We start from the raw sequence: 16697 nt of genomic DNA on the forward strand, positions 1-16697 counted from the left end.
ATATGGTTCACGGCCCAGGGGGCTGTTTCTTCCAGCTTCAAGCACCCGGCTTGAAGCTGTCTTTCGGTAAACGTCGGTCCAGCAACTGGTGCAACGCCGAATCGGCGGGCCAGTTGCGCAGGAAGCGGGCACGGTCGCGGGCGTAGGCCCGGGCGAAACTGCGCTCGCTTCGGTGTTGCTGCACGGCATCCAGATCGATGAGGCACCAGGCGCCGTTCTGCCAGAACAGGTTGTGTCCCTTGAGGTCGCCATGGCTGATGCGCTCACGGATCAGCGCGGCGAACAAGCGGTCCAGCGCCTGCAGATCGGCTTCGGCCGGCAAGCCATTGCCTTGCGGATCGGCCTGGGCTTCCTGAAAACGGGCGATTATATCGTGCCCGGGCAGATATTCGGTAATCAGGTAGGCGCGGCTGCGCAGCCAGCACCAGCGGCGCTCGATCATGGCCAGGGGCTGCGGGGTGGCGATGCCGAGGAAGGCCAGGCGATTGCCCTCCTTCCAGCTGTGCCAGGCACGGCTGGGGCGCCAAAAGCGCTTCAGCCAGTGCAGCGGGCCCTTGATGTTGTAGCGCTTGAGCAGCAATTGCCGCCCGCCGGCTTCCACCTGCGCCACCGTGGCGGTGCCACCGCCCTTGAGCAGACGACCGGCGGCGAGGGCCGCGTCGGGGTCGTCCAGCAACGGCGACAGGGCATCCAGCGCATCACGCCGGGCGGCGCGGAAACCGAAGGCCGAGCCGATCACGCTGAACAGGCTGCAATCACGGCCGACCTTGGCGAGGAAGTCGCGCAGGCGCCAGCGGCGTACCCGGGCGATCTCCTTCTGCAACATCTCCAGCGGCAACGCGTGCTCGCCGTTGGCCAGCAGGTAGTGCACCAGCAACTCTTCGAGGAAGGGGTCGAGGTCCGCCGGCAGCTGGGCGAAGAACACTCCGAGGTTGGCCAGCACCTTGCCCCGCGCCAGGCTCTGCCCGGGGGATTCACCACGTACGCCGCCACCATCGATCAGTTGCAGCGCACCCTGGTGGCGAAGGATGTTGTCCAGATGCAGGTCTTCCTGGACCAGCCCCTTGCCATGCAATTGCCCGATCAGGGCCAGGGCCTCACCCAGCACGGCCTGCTGGCCATCGGAGAGCGGTGCCTCGGCTTCCACCGCGCGCCACTCGTCCCACAGGCTGCTGGCGCCTTCCAGGTAGTCGAACAGCAGCCAGCCGCCCTGCCCTGCGGCAAAGCCTTCGGCCAGCAGCGCAGGCGTCGGCAACCCCTGCTGGGCGAGCAGTTTTGCACCGGCCAGCTCCCGCTGGTAATGACGCTCGGCCTTGGCGCCGACCATCAGCTTGGCCAGCACCTCGCGGCCCTGCCAGCGGGCGAGCCCGACGTAACGCTGCCCGGGCAGCACGCGGAACAGGCGGATCAGCTCCAGGCCATCCGCGGCATCCACGGCCAGTGGCAGGTTCGGTGCACGCCCGGCACCGGCGAGTTCGGCCAGCTTCAAGCGCGACGCTCCTTGTTGCGGCGACGCGCGCCGAGGCGGCGAACCCAGGTATCGATATTGCTGCTGGAATGCTCGGCGCCCAGGTAGGCAACCAGCAATTCGCGGAGCTCGCTTTCGCCCCAGGCGTTGGCCCGGCGCACCAGCGGCTCCAGGTCCTTGACCCGGTCCCGGCGCCCCAGCAGCAGCGGGCGGGTTTTCTCCAGGTCGATCAGGCAGCTCTCGTAGTGGCCGCCGCTTTCGCGCAGGAAAATGTGCTTGGGGTAGAAGCAGCCATGCACCTGGCCGGCCGCGTGCAACCGTTGGGCGAGCGCGCCGACGGCGAGGATGATCGCCGCGCGCTGCTCCTCGCCCAGGCTGGACCAGCGCTCCAGCAGCTCGGCCAGTTCGGTCCAGCCGTCCAGGGCGCGGGTAAGCAGGATGGCGCGGCGCTCGCCGTGTACCTCCCGCTCGGCGAAGAAGGCTGCGCGCAAGGCAGGCACCTCCAGAGCCTGGTAACGCTGAATATTGCGGAATTCGCGGGCGAAGGTGGGCTCGCCGAACGGGCGCGCCAGGCTGCGGCTGAGGTAGTTGCTCTGCCGCTTGAGGTAGTAGGCGGCGTCACCCAGGTCGAGGCGGAACACGCTGCTCCAGCCGCCACGGCCGGTATTGGGGGCGTCCACCGCCTCGAGCTGCATGTTCCACAGCGCCTCGAAGTTGTCGAGGCCATGACGGGCCAGGATGTCGCGGTCACTGGCGGCGATGAAGTCGCTCATTCGCGTCCCTCGAAGAAGCCGATGATCTGCCTGATACGCCGCTTGTCGGCGACGTTCAGGCGCTGGCGCCCGCGGTACTGCAGGTAGAAACGCAGGCGCTGGGTGCGGCTCAGCTGGTACTTGGCCACCTTGTCCAGGCAGGCCAGGTCCTTGGTGATGCGGCGCCGCAGGAAGGGGCCGAACCAGAAGGCGCCGGTGGGGCAATCGATGAGGAACAGCTCGCCCTCGTCGTTGACCAGCAGGTTGCGCCACTTCAGGTCGTTATGGGCGAAGTGGTGGTCGTGCATGGCGCGAGTGGCGCGGGCCAGCTGGCGGCTGACGCCATCCACCCAGGCCGCGTCGTCCAGGCGCGGGTCGTCACGCAAGGCCAGCGCCGCCATATCGGCGGTGCGCTCCAGCTCACGGGTGATCAGCGCGCCACGGTGGAAAAGCCCGCAGCGCCGCTCCAGACCCCAGCCCACCAGCGGCGCCGTGGGAATGCCCCACTTGCTGAAGCTCTTGAGGTTCTGCCATTCGGCCTTGACCCGCGGTCGGCCGATCCAGCGGCGCAGGCCCTTGCCCGCCCCCCAATAGCGTTTGACGTAGTAGCGGATGCCCGCATGCTCGATCCGCAGCACTTCGGAAAGCGGGTCACCGGTGATCCAGTCGCCCTTGAGGGCGAACACCGCATCGAGGTCGGCGAACAGGCCGGCGACGCCTTCGTCGAGTCCGGGCGCCAGTTTCCAATCGCTCAATCCGCTGCTCCTTCCACATACTTGCGCTGGTAGCGCACCAGCAGGCGCGCAGCCTTCTGTTCCATCCAGGCCAGCAGAGCGATCTCTTCGCGCAGCACCTGGCGCAGCGGTTGCTGGAAATAGACCTGGAGGAAGCGCAGCTTGTCGTGGCGGGTCAGGCCGATGTTCAGCGCCGAGAAATACAGGGCCGCCAGGTCCTTGTCGCGCCAGCGGCGCGGCGTGCTCGCGCGCACCTGGGCGCGGTGCAGGTCGATCACCGAGAGGCGGAAGTCCCCGGGCGTGACCGGCTTGTCGGTGTGCAGGAGGAAGTGGCAGATGTAGCAATCACGATGATTGACGCCCGCGCGGTGCATCTCGCGCACCATGCGCGCCACCTCGTCGATCAGTGCGCGCTTGAGCTTCAACGGCGGCGGGTTCTGCTGCCAGTCGAGGCTGAAGTCTTCCAGGCTGATGGTCGGCGCCAGCTCTTCGGTGACGATGAAGGAGTGCTGCTGCGCAGGGTTGCTCCCGCGCTCGCCGAAGGCCACCGCGGTCATGGTCGGCACCCCCACCTGCTGCAGGCGCTGGATGGCGGCCCACTCCAGGCCGGCGCCGAGCACCGGCAGCTTGGCGGTGATCAGGTTCTTGAAGATCTCGCCCCAGCCGATGCCACGGTGGATCTTGACGAAGTAGCCGCGCCCGTCGACCTCGGTGCGCAGGGTGCGCCGGGCCTCCAGCTCACGGAAGACCTCGCCCTGCAGCTTCTCGACCTCGGCGAAGGCGTCGCGCCCGGCCCAGAGGCCCTTGAAGGGTTGTGCGAGCACCAGCTTCATGGGCGCGCCTGCAAGATCACGTCAGCCGCGCGCTGCGGCATGCTGTAGAGGTCCGCCGCATCGGCGAAGGCCAGGCCATTGCGGGCCCATTCGTTGCGGGCGTTATCGCTGTCGAGCATTTCGGCCAGCATGCGGTTCAGCTGCTCCTGTTCGAAGGGGCTCGGCACCACGCGGCCTGCCCTGGCCTCGTCGATGTAGTGGGCGTAGCCGCAGACGTCGGTCACCAGCACCGGCAGCCCGGCGACCAGCGCCTCCAGCAGCACGGTCCCGGTGTTTTCGTTGTAGGCGGGGTGGATCAGCAGGTCGGCGCCCAGCAGGAAGCGTGGGATGTCGCTGCGCCCCTTGAGGATTTCGACCTGATCGGAAATACCCAGCGTCTTCATCTGCAGGATGAAAGGCTTGGGGTCGTCCTGGCCGATGACGATCAGCCGCGTGCGTTTCTTCAGCGCCTTGGGCAGCGCGGCCAGTGCGCGCAGGCTGCGGTCCAGGCCCTTGGTCTTGAAGCCGGAGCCGATCTGCACCAGCAGCAGCTCGTCGTCCGCCAGCCTGAACTCGCGGCGGAACTCGGCGCGGATCTCGGCGGCGTTGGCCGGGGCGCGGCGGTCAGCGGCGATACCCGGCGGCAGCAGATGGAAGCGCTCGGCCGGCGTGGCGTAGTGCTTCACGAACAGCGGTTGTTGGACCTCGGAGATCATCAGCACCTGGGTTTTCGACTCGGGAGCGAACACGGCCCGCTCGTAGTCGGCGAAGTGCTTGTAGCGGCCCCACTTGCGGTACAGGCCGTTGCGCAGGGTCTGCGCCTTGTCCTCGAAGCAGGGGTCGGCAGCGTAGTACACGTCCAGGCCGGGCATCTTGTTGAAGCCGATCACCCGGTCCACCGGGCGCTTGGCCAGGTCGGCCTCGACCCAGGCGGTGAACTTCTCGTTGCGCTTGTGGTTGAACAGCGCCTTGACCGGCGCGATCAGCACTTCAAAACCGTCCGGGATGTCGCCTTCCCAGATCATGGTGTAGACGCGGATGGCGTGCCCACGGCGCTGGCAATCCTGGGCGATGCGCATGAAGTCGCGCTGCAGGCCGCCGAACGGGAAGTACTTGTAGAGCACGAATGCCAGTTGCATCAGTGAGTGTCCTCGGTCAGCAGCAGGGCCTCCAGCTGGGTGGCCACGCGCTGCGGATTCAGCCGGGTGAAGCACAGGGGCTGCTCGCGTTTCAGGTCGAAGCGGCGCTTGTCTTCCTCGGTCGGCTGGTAGGTGCAGGTCTTCTTCAGGCAGGGCGCACAGGGGAAGTCGCTGCCCAAGTGCACCTGCGAACGGCCGTAGGCACCGGTGAAGCCGGGGTTGGTCGGCCCGTAGAGCGACAGGGTCGGGACGTCCAGCGCCGCTGCCAGATGGCCCAGGCCGGTGTCGACCGCCACGCAGGCACGGGCGCCCGCCAACACCTTGGCCATGCCGGCCAGGGATAATTTGGGGAGCACCGCGGCGTTTTCCAAGCCCTCGGCGATGCGCTCGGCCCGTGCCTTCTCGTTCGGGCTGCCCCAGGGCAGGCGCAGGTTCCAGCCGTGCTCGCAGACCCGTTCGGCCAGGTCACGCCAGTAGGCTTCCGGCCAGTGCTTGGTGTCCCAGGTGGTGCCGTGCAGGAACAGCAGATAAGGCGCGCTGCCCGGTGCATCGGCCAGCAGCGAACGGCTGAGCCCGTAGTCGCCGGTGGTGGTCGGCAGCGGGTAGTCCAGCGCCTTGGCGAACAACTGGCGTACACGCTCGACGGCGTGCTGTCCCCAGGCCACGGAGTGGGCCTGATCGTAGAAGCGCGCGGCGATGGGTTCGCGGGCGGACTCGCGGTCCAGCCCGGCAACGGGCGCCTTGGCGTAACGGGTCAGCCAGGCACTCTTGAACAGTCCCTGGGCGTCGATGATCAGGTCGTAGCGGGTCTCGCGCAGGCGCGCCTTGAAGCGCTTCCACTCGCCGCTGCGGATGGTCTGCATCAGGTTCTTGCGCCAGCGGCGGATGGCCACCGGGATGACCTGCGCCACCGCCGGGTGCCAGGCGGGAATCTCGGCGAAACCCTCCTCCACCACCCAGTCGAACTGGATGCCGGGGATGGCCCGGGCGGCATCCGTGAGCGCCGGCAGCGTGTGGATCACATCACCCAGGGACGAGGTCTTGACCAGCAAAACCCTCATTCAGCGACCTCGGCCGGATCGGCCACCAGGCGCCCCAGGGCATCCATCACCGGGCGCGGCTTGAGCTGGCGCAGGCAGTTGTAGTGGCCGAAGCGGCAGGTGCGGTCGAAGCAGGGGCTGCATTCCAGGCCCAGGCGCACCACCTCCACCTGTTCCGCCAGAGGCGGGGTGAACAGCGGTGAGGTGGAGCCATAGACGGCCACCAGCGGGCGGTTCAGCGCAGCGGCTACGTGCATCAGGCCGGAGTCGTTGGAGACCACGGCGCCGGAGCAGGACATCAGGTCGATGGCCTCGGCCAGGCTGGTCTGCCCGGCGAGGTTGATCACCTCTTCGCGCAGGCCCGGGATCAGGCGCATGCGGATGTCTTCGCCACCGGGGTGGTCGTTCTTCGAGCCGAACAGCCAGACCTGCCAACCGTCGCGGACCTTCAGCTCGGCGACCTTGGCGTAGTGCTCGGCCGGCCAGCGCTTGGCCTCGCCAAATTCGGCGCCGGGGCACAGGGCGAGGATGGGGCGGTCGAGACTGAGGCCGAACTTGGCCAGGGCCGCGTCGCGGCTCGCCGGTTCGATGTTCAGGGTCGGGCGCGGATAGGGCTGCGGCAGCTCGGCGCCGGGCTCGTAGGCCAGGGCCATGAAGCGCTCGATCATCAGCGGATAGCGGGCCTTGTCCAGCTTGCGGATGTCATTGAGCAGGCCGTAGCGCATTTCACCCTTCCAGCCCGTGCGCTTGGGGATGCCCGCGAAGAAGGGCACCAGCGCGGACTTCAGCGAGTTGGGCAGGAGGATCGCCTGGTCATAACGACCGGCGAGGGACTTGCCGATGCGGCGGCGCGTGGCCAGTTCCAGCACGCCGTGGCCGAGCGGGAAGCTCAGGGCCTGGCGCACCTCGGGCATGCGCTCGAGAATGGGCCGGCTCCACTCGGGTGCCAGGACGTCGATCTGGCAGTCGCCATGGCGGGCCTTCAGGCACTGGAAGAGTGTCTGCGCCATCACCATGTCGCCCACCCAGGAGGGGCCAACGATCAGAATATTCATAAAGGCAGCTTCGGGGCCTCAAGCGACAAGCCGCAAGCTTCAAGCAGTACCCACTGCTTGCGGCTTGCGGCTTGCACTTTGCAGCCTTGTCTATTTATTTGACCAGGGTGCGCCACTCGGCGTGCGCGGCGGTCTTGCCGGTCACCAGGTCGAAGTAGGCCTTCTGCAGCTTCTCGGTCACCGGACCACGGCTGCCGATGCCGATCTTGCGGCCGTCGACTTCGCGAATCGGGGTGACTTCAGCGGCGGTGCCGGTGAAGAAGGCTTCGTCGGCGATGTACACCTCGTCACGGGTGATGCGCTTCTCGACCAGCTTCAGGCCCTGCTCTTCGGCCAGGCGCAGCACGGTGTTGCGGGTGATGCCGTTGAGGCAGGCGGTCACTTCGGGGGTGTAGAGCACACCGTCCTTGATGATGAAGATGTTCTCGCCGGAACCCTCGGCCACGTAGCCTTCCGGGTCCAGCATCATGGCCTCGTCGGCGCCGCCGGAAATGGCTTCCTGCAGGGCAAGCATCGAGTTGATGTAGGCACCGTTGGATTTGGCGCGGGTCATGGAGATGTTTACGTGGTGGCGGGTGAAGGAGCTGGTGCGCACCTTGATGCCCTTCTGCAGCGCTTCCTCGCCCATGTACGCGCCCCAGTTCCAGGCGGCGACGATGACGTGGACCTTCAGGCCGGTGGCACGCAGGCCCATGCCTTCGCTTCCGTAGAACACCATCGGGCGGATGTAGGCGCTTTCGAGGTTGTTCTCACGCACGGCGGCGCGGGTGGCCTCGTTGATCTGGTCCTTGGTCCACGGGATCTGCATGTTCATGATGTGAGCGGAGTCGAACAGGCGGTCGGTGTGTGCCTGCAGGCGGAAGATCGCCGTGCCGTCCGGGGTGTTGTAGGCACGCACGCCTTCGAACACGCCCATCCCGTAGTGCAGGGTATGGGTCAGTACGTGAGTGGTCGCTTCGCGCCACGGCACCAGTTCGCCGTCATACCAGATCACGCCATCACGATCGGCCATCGACATATTTGCCAGCTCCTCAAGGATTCGATTGATTCAGCTCGGCGAGTTAGCACGCTGCTAGCTCAAGCCCAACTCACGCCAGATCCGCATCACGCCATGGCGCTCCGCGTGGAACTGGTCACCACTCACTACGCCCGGCTGCTTCTGCAACGCCTGCCGGTGGGCGGCGGAGCGATAGGCCTTGTAAGCCTCCTGCAGCAGGCTGACCGCTTCACCGGACAGCAACCCGACCTGCTCGAGGCCGTCGAGAATGCGGATGTTATCGGTGTAGCGCACCAGCTCCGGGTGCTGTCGCGACCAGGCAAGGGCCGCATATTGCACCATAAATTCGATATCGACGATACCGCCGGCGTCCTGCTTCAGATCGAAGGGAGCGGTGGTTTCGAAGGCGTTCGCAGCGGTTCCCGCCGCGGTCTCGCGCGTTCCCAGGGTGGTGCGCATCTTCGCCCGCATCTCGCTGACCTCCTGGCGCAGGGTGTCCAGCTCGCGCTCGCGGCCGAGCACCGCCAGGCGCACCGCCTCGAAGGCCGTCGCCACGCGCTTGCAGCCCACCAGCACGCGGGCACGCACCAGCGCCTGGTGCTCCCAGGTCCAGGCCTCGTTCTCCTGGTAGCGCTGGAAGGCGCCCAGGGAGCTCACCAGCAGGCCCGCCGCGCCCGAGGGGCGCAGGCGCATGTCCACCTCGTAGAGCGAGCCGGAGGTGGTCTGGGTGGTGAGCAGGTGGATGATGCGCTGGCCCAGGCGGGTGAAGAACTGGGCGCCGTCTATGGGCTTCTCGCCATCGGTTTCGGCCTGGGGGTCGCCATCGTGGATGAACACCAGGTCGAGGTCGGAACCGTGGCCGAACTCCAGGCCGCCGACCTTGCCGTAGCCGACGATGATGAAGTCCGGGTCGCAGTCGCTGCCATCGGCACGGTGCGGCACCCCATGGCGGGCCACGGTATGGCGCCAGGCCAGGGCCAGCACCTGGTCGAGAATGGCCTCGGCCAGCCAGGTCAGGTAGTCGCTGACCTTCATCAGCGGCAGGGTGCCGGCGATTTCGGAAGCCGCCACCCGCAGGCTGTGGGCCAGCTTGAAGTGGCGCAGGGCCTCCATCTGCTGCTCAAGGTCGTCCTCGGGGATACGGGTCAGCCGCTCGCGCAGTTCGGCCGCCAGCTCGGGCGCTAGCGGCGGGTGGTAGAGGCGGCCTTCGTTGAGCAACTCGTCCAGCAGCAGCGGGTAGCGGGCGATCTGCTCGGCGATCCAGGGGCTGGCGGCGCAGAGGGTGATCAGGCGCTCCAGGGCACCAGGGTTCTCGCTGAGCAGCACCAGGTAGGCCGAGCGCCGGGCCACTTTCTCCACCAGTGGCAGCACGCGCTCCAGCACCAGATCAGGGTTGGCGTGTTCGCTGGCCATGGTCAGCAGGCGCGGAATGAAGGCGTCCATACGCTCGCGACCGAGGCGCTGCATGGCACGCAGCTGCGGGCCGTTACGCAGGTCGATCAGGCGCTTCATGGCCGCCAGCGGGTCGAGGAAGCCGGATTCGCTCAGTTGCCGGCAGGCGCTCTCTTCATCCAAGGCGTCTTCCCACAGCGGCAGCCACTCGCCGCCGATGCAGGCGTCCTGCGGGCCGGCGTCCTCCTCTTCGTCCGGGTCGGCGATGACCTGGTGGAAGTGCCACTCGACACGGCCGCGCCAGTACATCAATCGCTCATGGAAGGCCGCCCAGTCATCGAAGCCCATGATGAAGGCGACGCGAGCACGATCCAGGTCGTTGTCCGGCAGCATCTGCGTCTGCCGGTCGGCAATGGCCTGCAGGGCGTGTTCGGTGTAGCGCAGGAAGGCATAGCCATCGCGCAGCTCGGCCACCACGGCCGGCGGCAGGTAGCCCTGCCCTTCCAGGGTGGCCAGCACCTTGAGCAGCGGGCGTTGCTGCAGGCTCAGGTCGCGCCCGCCGTGAATGAGCTGGAAGGCCTGGGCGATGAACTCCACCTCGCGGATGCCCCCGGAGCCAAGCTTGACGTTCTCGGTCATGCCCTTCCGGCGCACCTCCTGCTGGATCAGCTGCTTCATCGAGCGCAGCGCTTCGATCGCGGAGAAGTCCAGGTAGCGACGGTAGACGAAGGGCCGCAGCATCTCCAGCAACTGCGCGCCGGCCTGCTGGTCACCGCCGACCACCCGCGCCTTGATCATCGCGTAGCGTTCCCAGTCGCGCCCCTGGTCCTGGTAGTACTGCTCCAGCGCATTGAAGCTGAGCACCAGCCCGCCGGACGAGCCGTAGGGGCGCAGGCGCATGTCGACGCGGAAGACGAAGCCGTCGACGGTGATGGCGTCCAGCGCCTTGATCAGCTTCTGGCCGAGACGGATGAAGAACTCCTGGTTGTCCAGGGCGCGCTTGGCACCCTCGGTCTCGCCGCCTTCCGGGTAGCCGAAGATCAGGTCGATGTCCGAGGACAGGTTCAGTTCGTGGGCGCCCAGCTTGCCCATGCCGAGGATGACCATGTGCTGCGGCAGCCCGGAACGGCGCCCGGTGGGGGTGCCGAACTGCGCGCAATGGCGCTCGTAGAGCCAGTGGTAGGCGCGGTCGATGCAAGCGTCGGCAAGATCGGAAAGGTCGCGGCAGGTTTCCGCGAGGTCCGCCTGGCGGGTCAGGTCGCGCCAGATGATGCGCACCTGCTGGCGGTTGCGAAAGCGCCTCAGGCGGCGCGCCAGCTCATCTTCACTCTCGCACTCAGCAAGAACTGAATCCAATTGTGTACACAATTCATTGGATTTAAGTGTACATTCCAGCTCGCCCGATTCCGCCAGCTGCATGAGCATCGCCGGATCGCGCTGCGCCTGCTCGGCCACGAAGTCACTGGCCGCGCACACCCGCTGGAATGCCTGCTGCCGTTCGTCGGGCCAGCCCTCGAACACCCGCCGCGGAGATTCCGGCAGGCCCTCCCCAGCGGAGGTGAAAGCCTGGCGCGCACGGTCGGCGAGCGATTGCAATTGCGGGGGAAGGGCGACAAGCGGGGGCAGGCTCATGGTCTATCCTGTGATCGGCGTACGCCGGGCCTGTGGTTGCTGGCCTTGCACCGCCCATCTGTAGTTTTACTACGAAAGATTGTGTCCAGAGTGCTGAAACGGCCGTCGAAATGTAGTAAAACTACACAAGGCCGGTTCGACCCCCGGTAAATCCAAGAATTAGCTTCTGCCCGCCCAAAAGGCTGGCAGTGAACATAGGCGTCCGATTCTGGAAGCCTTTCCGCCCTGGAGCAAGCCATGCAAGACCTCGATCCCGTCGAAACCCAGGAATGGCTGGACGCCCTGGAATCGGTTCTCGACAAAGAAGGCGAAGACCGCGCGCATTACCTGATGACCCGTATGGGTGAACTCGCTACCCGTAGCGGTTCGCAGCTTCCCTATGCCATCACCACGCCCTATCGCAACACGATCCCCGTCACCCACGAAGCACGCATGCCTGGCGACCTGTTCATGGAACGCCGCATTCGCTCGCTGGTACGCTGGAACGCGCTGGCCATGGTCATGCGCACCAACCTGAAGGACTCCGACCTGGGCGGTCACATCTCCAGCTTCGCGTCCTCGGCGACCCTCTACGACATCGGCTTCAACTACTTCTTCCAGGCCCCGACCGACGAACACGGCGGCGACCTGATCTACTTCCAGGGCCACGCCTCCCCCGGTGTCTACGCCCGCGCCTTCATGGAAGGCCGTATCACCGAAGACCAGATGAACAACTTCCGCCAGGAAGTCGATGGCAACGGCCTGTCGTCCTACCCGCACCCCTGGCTGATGCCGGACTTCTGGCAGTTCCCCACCGTATCCATGGGCCTCGGCCCGATCCAGGCGATCTACCAGGCACGCTTCATGAAGTACCTGGAAAGCCGCGGCTTCATCCCCGCCGGCAAGCAGAAGGTCTGGTGCTTCATGGGCGACGGCGAGTGCGACGAGCCGGAATCCCTCGGCGCCATCTCCCTGGCCGGCCGCGAGAAGCTCGACAACCTGATCTTCGTCATCAACTGCAACCTGCAGCGCCTCGACGGCCCGGTTCGCGGCAACGGCAAGATCATCCAGGAACTCGAAGGCGTGTTCCGTGGCGCCCAGTGGAACGTCAACAAGGTCATCTGGGGTCGCTTCTGGGACCCGCTGCTGGCCAAGGACGTCGACGGCATCCTGCAGCGCCGCATGGACGAAGTCATCGACGGCGAGTACCAGAACTACAAGGCCAAGGACGGCGCGTTCGTCCGTGAGCACTTCTTCAACACCCCCGAGCTCAAGGCGATGGTCGCCGACCTCTCCGACGACGAGATCTGGAAGCTCAACCGTGGCGGCCATGACCCGTACAAGGTCTATGCGGCCTACCACCAGGCGGTCAACCACAAGGACCAGCCCACCGTCATCCTGGCCAAGACCATCAAGGGTTATGGCACCGGTGCCGGCGAAGCGAAGAACACCGCGCACAACACCAAGAAGGTCGATGTCGACAGCCTGAAGTCGTTCCGCGACCGCTTCGACATCCCGGTGAAGGACGACGAGCTGGAGAACCTGCCCTTCTTCAAACCCGAGGAAGGCAGCGCCGAAGCCCGTTACCTGAGCGAGCGCCGTGCCGCACTGGGTGGCTTCGTGCCCCAGCGTCGCGCCAAGAGCTTCAGCATCCCGACCCCGCCGCTGGATACCCTCAAGGCCATCCTCGACGGTTCCGGCGACCGTGAAATCTCCACCACCATGGCCTTCGTGCGGATCCTCTCGCAGCTGGTCAAGGACAAGGAAATCGGCCAGCGCATCGTCCCCATCATCCCGGACGAAGCCCGTACCTTCGGTATGGAAGGCATGTTCCGCCAATTGGGCATCTACTCCTCCGTCGGCCAGCTCTACGAGCCCGTCGACAAGGACCAGGTGATGTTCTATCGCGAGGACAAGAAGGGCCAGATCCTCGAGGAAGGCATCAACGAAGCGGGCGCCATGAGCTCCTTCATCGCCGCCGGCACCTCCTACTCCAGCCACAACCAGCCGATGCTGCCGTTCTACATCTTCTATTCGATGTTCGGCTTCCAGCGTATCGGCGACCTGGCCTGGGCCGCTGGCGACAGCCGTACCCGTGGCTTCCTGATCGGCGGCACCGCCGGCCGCACCACGCTCAACGGCGAAGGCCTGCAGCACGAGGACGGCCACAGCCACATGCTGGCCGGCACCATCCCCAACTGCCGCACCTTCGACCCCACCTATGGCTATGAACTCGCGGTGATCATCCGCGAAGGCATGCGCCAGATGACCGAAGAGCAGCAGGACGTCTTCTACTACATCACCGTGATGAACGAGGCCTACACCCAGCCCGCCATGCCGGCCGGTGTCGAGGAAGGCATCATCAAGGGCATGTACCTGCTCGAAGAGGACAAGAAGGAAGCCGCGCACCACGTGCAGCTGCTGGGCTCGGGCACCATCCTGCGCGAAGTCCGCGAAGCGGCGAAGATCCTCCGCGACGAGTTCAACGTCGGCGCCGATGTCTGGAGCGTCACCAGCTTCAACGAACTGCGCCGCGATGGCCTGGCCATCGAGCGCCACAACCGCCTGCACCCGGGCCAGAAGCCCAAGTCGACCTACGTCGAGCAGTGCCTGAATGGCCGCAAGGGTCCGGTCGTGGCCTCCACCGACTACATGAAGCTGTTCGCCGAACAGATTCGTCAGTGGGTGCCGAGCAAGGAATTCAAGGTCCTGGGTACCGACGGCTTCGGCCGCAGCGACAGCCGCAAGAAGCTGCGCCACTTCTTCGAAGTGGACCGCTACTGGGTTGTCCTGGCGGCACTGGAAGCCCTCGCGGATCGCGGCGACATCGAACCGAAAGTGGTGGCCGAGGCCATCGCCAAGTTCGGCATCGACCCCGATAAGCGCAACCCCCTGGACTGCTGAGGAGACGCATTGTGAGTGAGTTGATCCGCGTACCCGATATCGGCGGCGAAGGCGAAGTGATCGAGATTCTGGTCAAGGTTGGCGACCGCGTCGAAGCCGACCAGAGCCTCGTCACCCTGGAATCCGACAAGGCCAGCATGGAAGTCCCCTCGCCCAAGGCCGGCGTGGTGAAGAGCCTGAAGGTGAAGATCGGCGACCGCCTCAAGGAAGGCGACGACCTGATCGAACTGGACGTCGAGGGCTCCGCCGCTGCGGCACCCGCGGCCCAGGCACCGGCTGCCGCCCCCAAGGCGGAAGAGAAGCCCGCTGCCGCACCGGCACCGGCAGCCCCCGCCAGTGAAAGCGTCCAGGACGTTCACGTCCCGGACATCGGCTCCGACAGCAAGGCCAAGGTCATCGAAGTGCTGGTCAAGGCCGGCGATCGCGTCGAAGCCGATCAGAGCCTGATCACCCTGGAATCCGACAAGGCCAGCATGGAGATCCCCTCGCCCGCCGCTGGCGTGGTCGAGAGCGTCGTGGTCCAGCTGGATGCCGAAGTCGGCACCGGCGACCTGATCATCAAGCTGCGCGTTGCGGGCGCTGCATCTGCTGCCGCCAAGGCCGCTGAAGCACCTGCCGCCGCGCCGGCACCGGTCCAGGCTCCCGCAACGGCTCCGGCCGCTGCGGCTGCCGAAGCGGTGCAGGACGTCCACGTCCCGGACATCGGCTCCGACAGCAAGGCCAAGGTCATCGAGATCCTGGTCAAGGCCGGCGACAGCGTCGAAGCCGATCAGAGCCTGATCACCCTGGAATCCGACAAGGCCAGCATGGAGATCCCCTCGCCCGCCGCTGGCGTGGTCGAGAGCATCGTGGTCAAGCTGGACGCCGAAGTCGGTACCGGCGACCTGATCCTCAAGCTGCGCCCCCAGGGCTCCGCCCCGGCCGCCGCTGCGGCCCCTGCCGCGCAGGACAGCCAACCGGTCCATCGCGTACCGGCAGGTGCCAGCCCGGCCGTTGCCGCCGAGGTCAACGCCATCGCCTCGCTGTCGGCCGCTGCCGCCGGCAGCGCCGGCGCCCCGGCCCGCTCCAACGGTGCCAAGGTCCATGCCGGCCCGGCGGTGCGCCAACTGGCCCGTGAATTCGGCGTCGAGCTGGGCGCGGTCACCGCGACCGGCCCGCACGGCCGCGTGCTCAAGGAAGACGTGCAAGCCTACGTCAAGGCCGTGATGCAGAAGTCCAAGGAGGCCCCGGCGGCTGCCGCAGGCGCCACCGGCGGTGCCGGCATTCCGCCGATCCCCACCGTGGACTTCAGCAAGTTCGGTGAAATCGAAGAAGTGGCGATGACCCGCCTGATGCAGGTCGGCGCCGCCAACCTGCACCGCAGCTGGCTCAACGTCCCGCACGTGACCCAGTTCGACTCTTCCGACATCACCGAACTGGAAGCCTTCCGCGTCGCCCAGAAAGCCGTGGCCGAGAAGGCCGGCGTCAAGCTGACCGTGCTGCCGCTGCTGCTGAAAGCCTGCGCCTACCTGCTCAAGGAATTGCCGGACTTCAACAGCTCCCTGGCCCCCAGTGGCAAGGCGCTGATCCGCAAGAAGTACGTGCATATCGGCTTCGCCGTGGACACCCCGGATGGCCTGCTGGTCCCGGTGATCCGCAACGTCGACCAGAAGAGCCTGCTGCAACTGGCGGCCGAAGCTGCTGCCCTGGCCGAGAAGGCCCGGACCAAGAAGCTCTCGGCGGACGACATGCAAGGCGCCTGCTTCACCATCTCCAGCCTCGGCCACATTGGCGGCACCGGCTTCACGCCGATCGTCAACGCGCCCGAAGTGGCGATCCTCGGCGTGTCCAAGGCCACCATCCAGCCGGTCTGGGACGGCAAGGCCTTCCAGCCGCGCCTGATGCTGCCGCTGTCGCTGTCCTATGACCACCGCGTGATCAACGGCGCCGCCGCCGCGCGCTTCACCAAGCGCCTGGGCGACGTGCTGGCGGATATCCGCACCATGCTGCTGTAAACCTTTGCTTCATCGCGAGCACGCCACGCTCGCACCTCGACCCCGCCCCTTTAGGCGGGGTTTTTTTTGCCTGGAAATACCACTGAAGGAAACCCACGACCATCGCCCAGGCGTCGTCCTACGGCAGCCCGTATCGTGCGTTCAGAAAGGAGGAAAGGCACGCAGCCCATCAGCCGGTGCCGATGGGCTTCGTCGCTGCAGCCAGGTCAGCCCTTCTGCAGATTGCGGATCAGGAAGCTGAAGGCCTTGGCCAGTTGTCCGGCGCCATCGAGATCCCGGACGATGGTCAGCATCGGTTCCGTGGAGCCGGGCACGTTGAGCACACAGGCCTGGCCTTCGCGAGGGCACGCGTAGCTGATGCTCGGATCGACGCCGAACACCGGCAGCAAACGGTTGCGTACCGAAACCCCGGTGCCCGAGGTGGCACGCACCTCTTCGCGCAGCATCAACTCGCCCGGCTTGGCCAGGCTCACCTGGTACTCCAGGTCGCGGCGGTCGCTGGAACCCACCTGGTAGCCGGCGCTCAGGGCGTAGGTCCTGAGCAGCGCATTGGTATGCGCAAACAGCGCCTTGCGCTCGTCGTCGGTCAGGTAGAGACGCTTGATTTCCGTCAGGTAACGGGTCTGTTCGGCGCTGCTGAGAACAGGCTCAGGAGCGGCCACCGAGACCGGTGATAAAAAAAACAGTCCACATAGCACCAAAGCCCCACCAAGTTGTCTTGTCAGCCCCATCCGCATGATGCACCCTTGCCCGACGCCATAATATGAAGTGGGCCGAGGCCCGACTCGGTCAGCATACT

12 protein-coding genes are annotated in these 16697 nt (G+C 66.2%); 2 read left to right on the forward strand and 10 right to left on the reverse strand.

What is annotated here, in order from left to right; translation table 11 throughout:
* Positions 1-37: 37 nt before the first annotated feature.
* From PSm6_RS07540 to glnE, 9 genes are all read right to left on the reverse strand, one after another.
* On the reverse strand, positions 38-1489 hold the full coding sequence (locus PSm6_RS07540; RefSeq protein WP_265169946.1) for a lipopolysaccharide kinase InaA family protein: 1452 nt from the start codon (positions 1487-1489) through the stop codon (positions 38-40).
* On the reverse strand, positions 1486-2241 hold the full coding sequence (locus PSm6_RS07545; RefSeq protein WP_265169947.1) for a lipopolysaccharide kinase InaA family protein: 756 nt from the start codon (positions 2239-2241) through the stop codon (positions 1486-1488). Before PSm6_RS07545 ends, PSm6_RS07540 begins: the two co-directional genes overlap by 4 nt.
* A complete protein-coding gene (locus PSm6_RS07550; RefSeq protein ID WP_043242293.1) occupies positions 2238-2975 on the reverse strand; it encodes a lipopolysaccharide kinase InaA family protein in 738 nt (245 codons plus the stop codon). The genes PSm6_RS07545 and PSm6_RS07550 overlap by 4 nt, the downstream gene beginning before the upstream one ends.
* Entirely contained in the window at positions 2972-3787 is an 816-nt protein-coding gene (gene rfaP / locus PSm6_RS07555) for a lipopolysaccharide core heptose(I) kinase RfaP (protein ID WP_021219808.1), read from the reverse strand. Before rfaP ends, PSm6_RS07550 begins: the two co-directional genes overlap by 4 nt.
* Positions 3784-4905, reverse strand: a complete 1122-nt coding sequence (locus PSm6_RS07560; protein WP_043242288.1) for a glycosyltransferase family 4 protein — start codon at positions 4903-4905, stop codon at positions 3784-3786. Before PSm6_RS07560 ends, rfaP begins: the two co-directional genes overlap by 4 nt.
* Positions 4905-5966 (reverse strand): lipopolysaccharide heptosyltransferase I, encoded by a 1062-nt coding sequence (gene waaC / locus PSm6_RS07565; protein WP_265169948.1) that lies wholly within the window; start codon positions 5964-5966, stop codon positions 4905-4907. The genes PSm6_RS07560 and waaC overlap by 1 nt, the downstream gene beginning before the upstream one ends.
* Positions 5963-7000 carry a lipopolysaccharide heptosyltransferase II gene (waaF, locus tag PSm6_RS07570; RefSeq protein WP_043242281.1) on the reverse strand — a complete coding sequence of 346 codons (1038 nt, stop codon included), beginning with the start codon at positions 6998-7000 and terminating at the stop codon, positions 5963-5965. The genes waaC and waaF overlap by 4 nt, the downstream gene beginning before the upstream one ends.
* Positions 7001-7094: 94 nt before the next feature.
* Complete coding sequence (ilvE, locus tag PSm6_RS07575) at positions 7095-8018, reverse strand: branched-chain-amino-acid transaminase (RefSeq protein WP_021219812.1); 924 nt, start codon at positions 8016-8018, stop codon at positions 7095-7097.
* A 54-nt stretch (positions 8019-8072) separates the two neighbouring features.
* Complete coding sequence (gene glnE, locus PSm6_RS07580) at positions 8073-11021, reverse strand: bifunctional [glutamate--ammonia ligase]-adenylyl-L-tyrosine phosphorylase/[glutamate--ammonia-ligase] adenylyltransferase (protein WP_265169949.1); 2949 nt, start codon at positions 11019-11021, stop codon at positions 8073-8075.
* A 237-nt stretch (positions 11022-11258) separates the two neighbouring features.
* On the opposite strand from glnE, the gene aceE reads away from it, so the two are divergent.
* Both aceE and aceF read left to right on the forward strand, forming a co-directional pair.
* Entirely contained in the window at positions 11259-13904 is a 2646-nt protein-coding gene (gene aceE, locus PSm6_RS07585; RefSeq protein ID WP_021219814.1) for a pyruvate dehydrogenase (acetyl-transferring), homodimeric type, read from the forward strand.
* 11 nt (positions 13905-13915) lie between these two features.
* Positions 13916-15898 (forward strand): dihydrolipoyllysine-residue acetyltransferase, encoded by a 1983-nt coding sequence (gene aceF / locus PSm6_RS07590; protein ID WP_265169950.1) that lies wholly within the window; start codon positions 13916-13918, stop codon positions 15896-15898.
* Positions 15899-16104: 206 nt separating this feature from the next.
* On the opposite strand, the gene PSm6_RS07595 is transcribed toward aceF, so the two are convergent.
* Positions 16105-16635 (reverse strand): hypothetical protein, encoded by a 531-nt coding sequence (locus tag PSm6_RS07595; RefSeq protein ID WP_031287823.1) that lies wholly within the window; start codon positions 16633-16635, stop codon positions 16105-16107.
* Positions 16636-16697: the final 62 nt, after the last annotated feature.

The sequence above is a fragment of the Pseudomonas solani genome (genome assembly GCF_026072635.1).
GTDB classification, from domain to species: domain Bacteria; phylum Pseudomonadota; class Gammaproteobacteria; order Pseudomonadales; family Pseudomonadaceae; genus Metapseudomonas; species Metapseudomonas solani.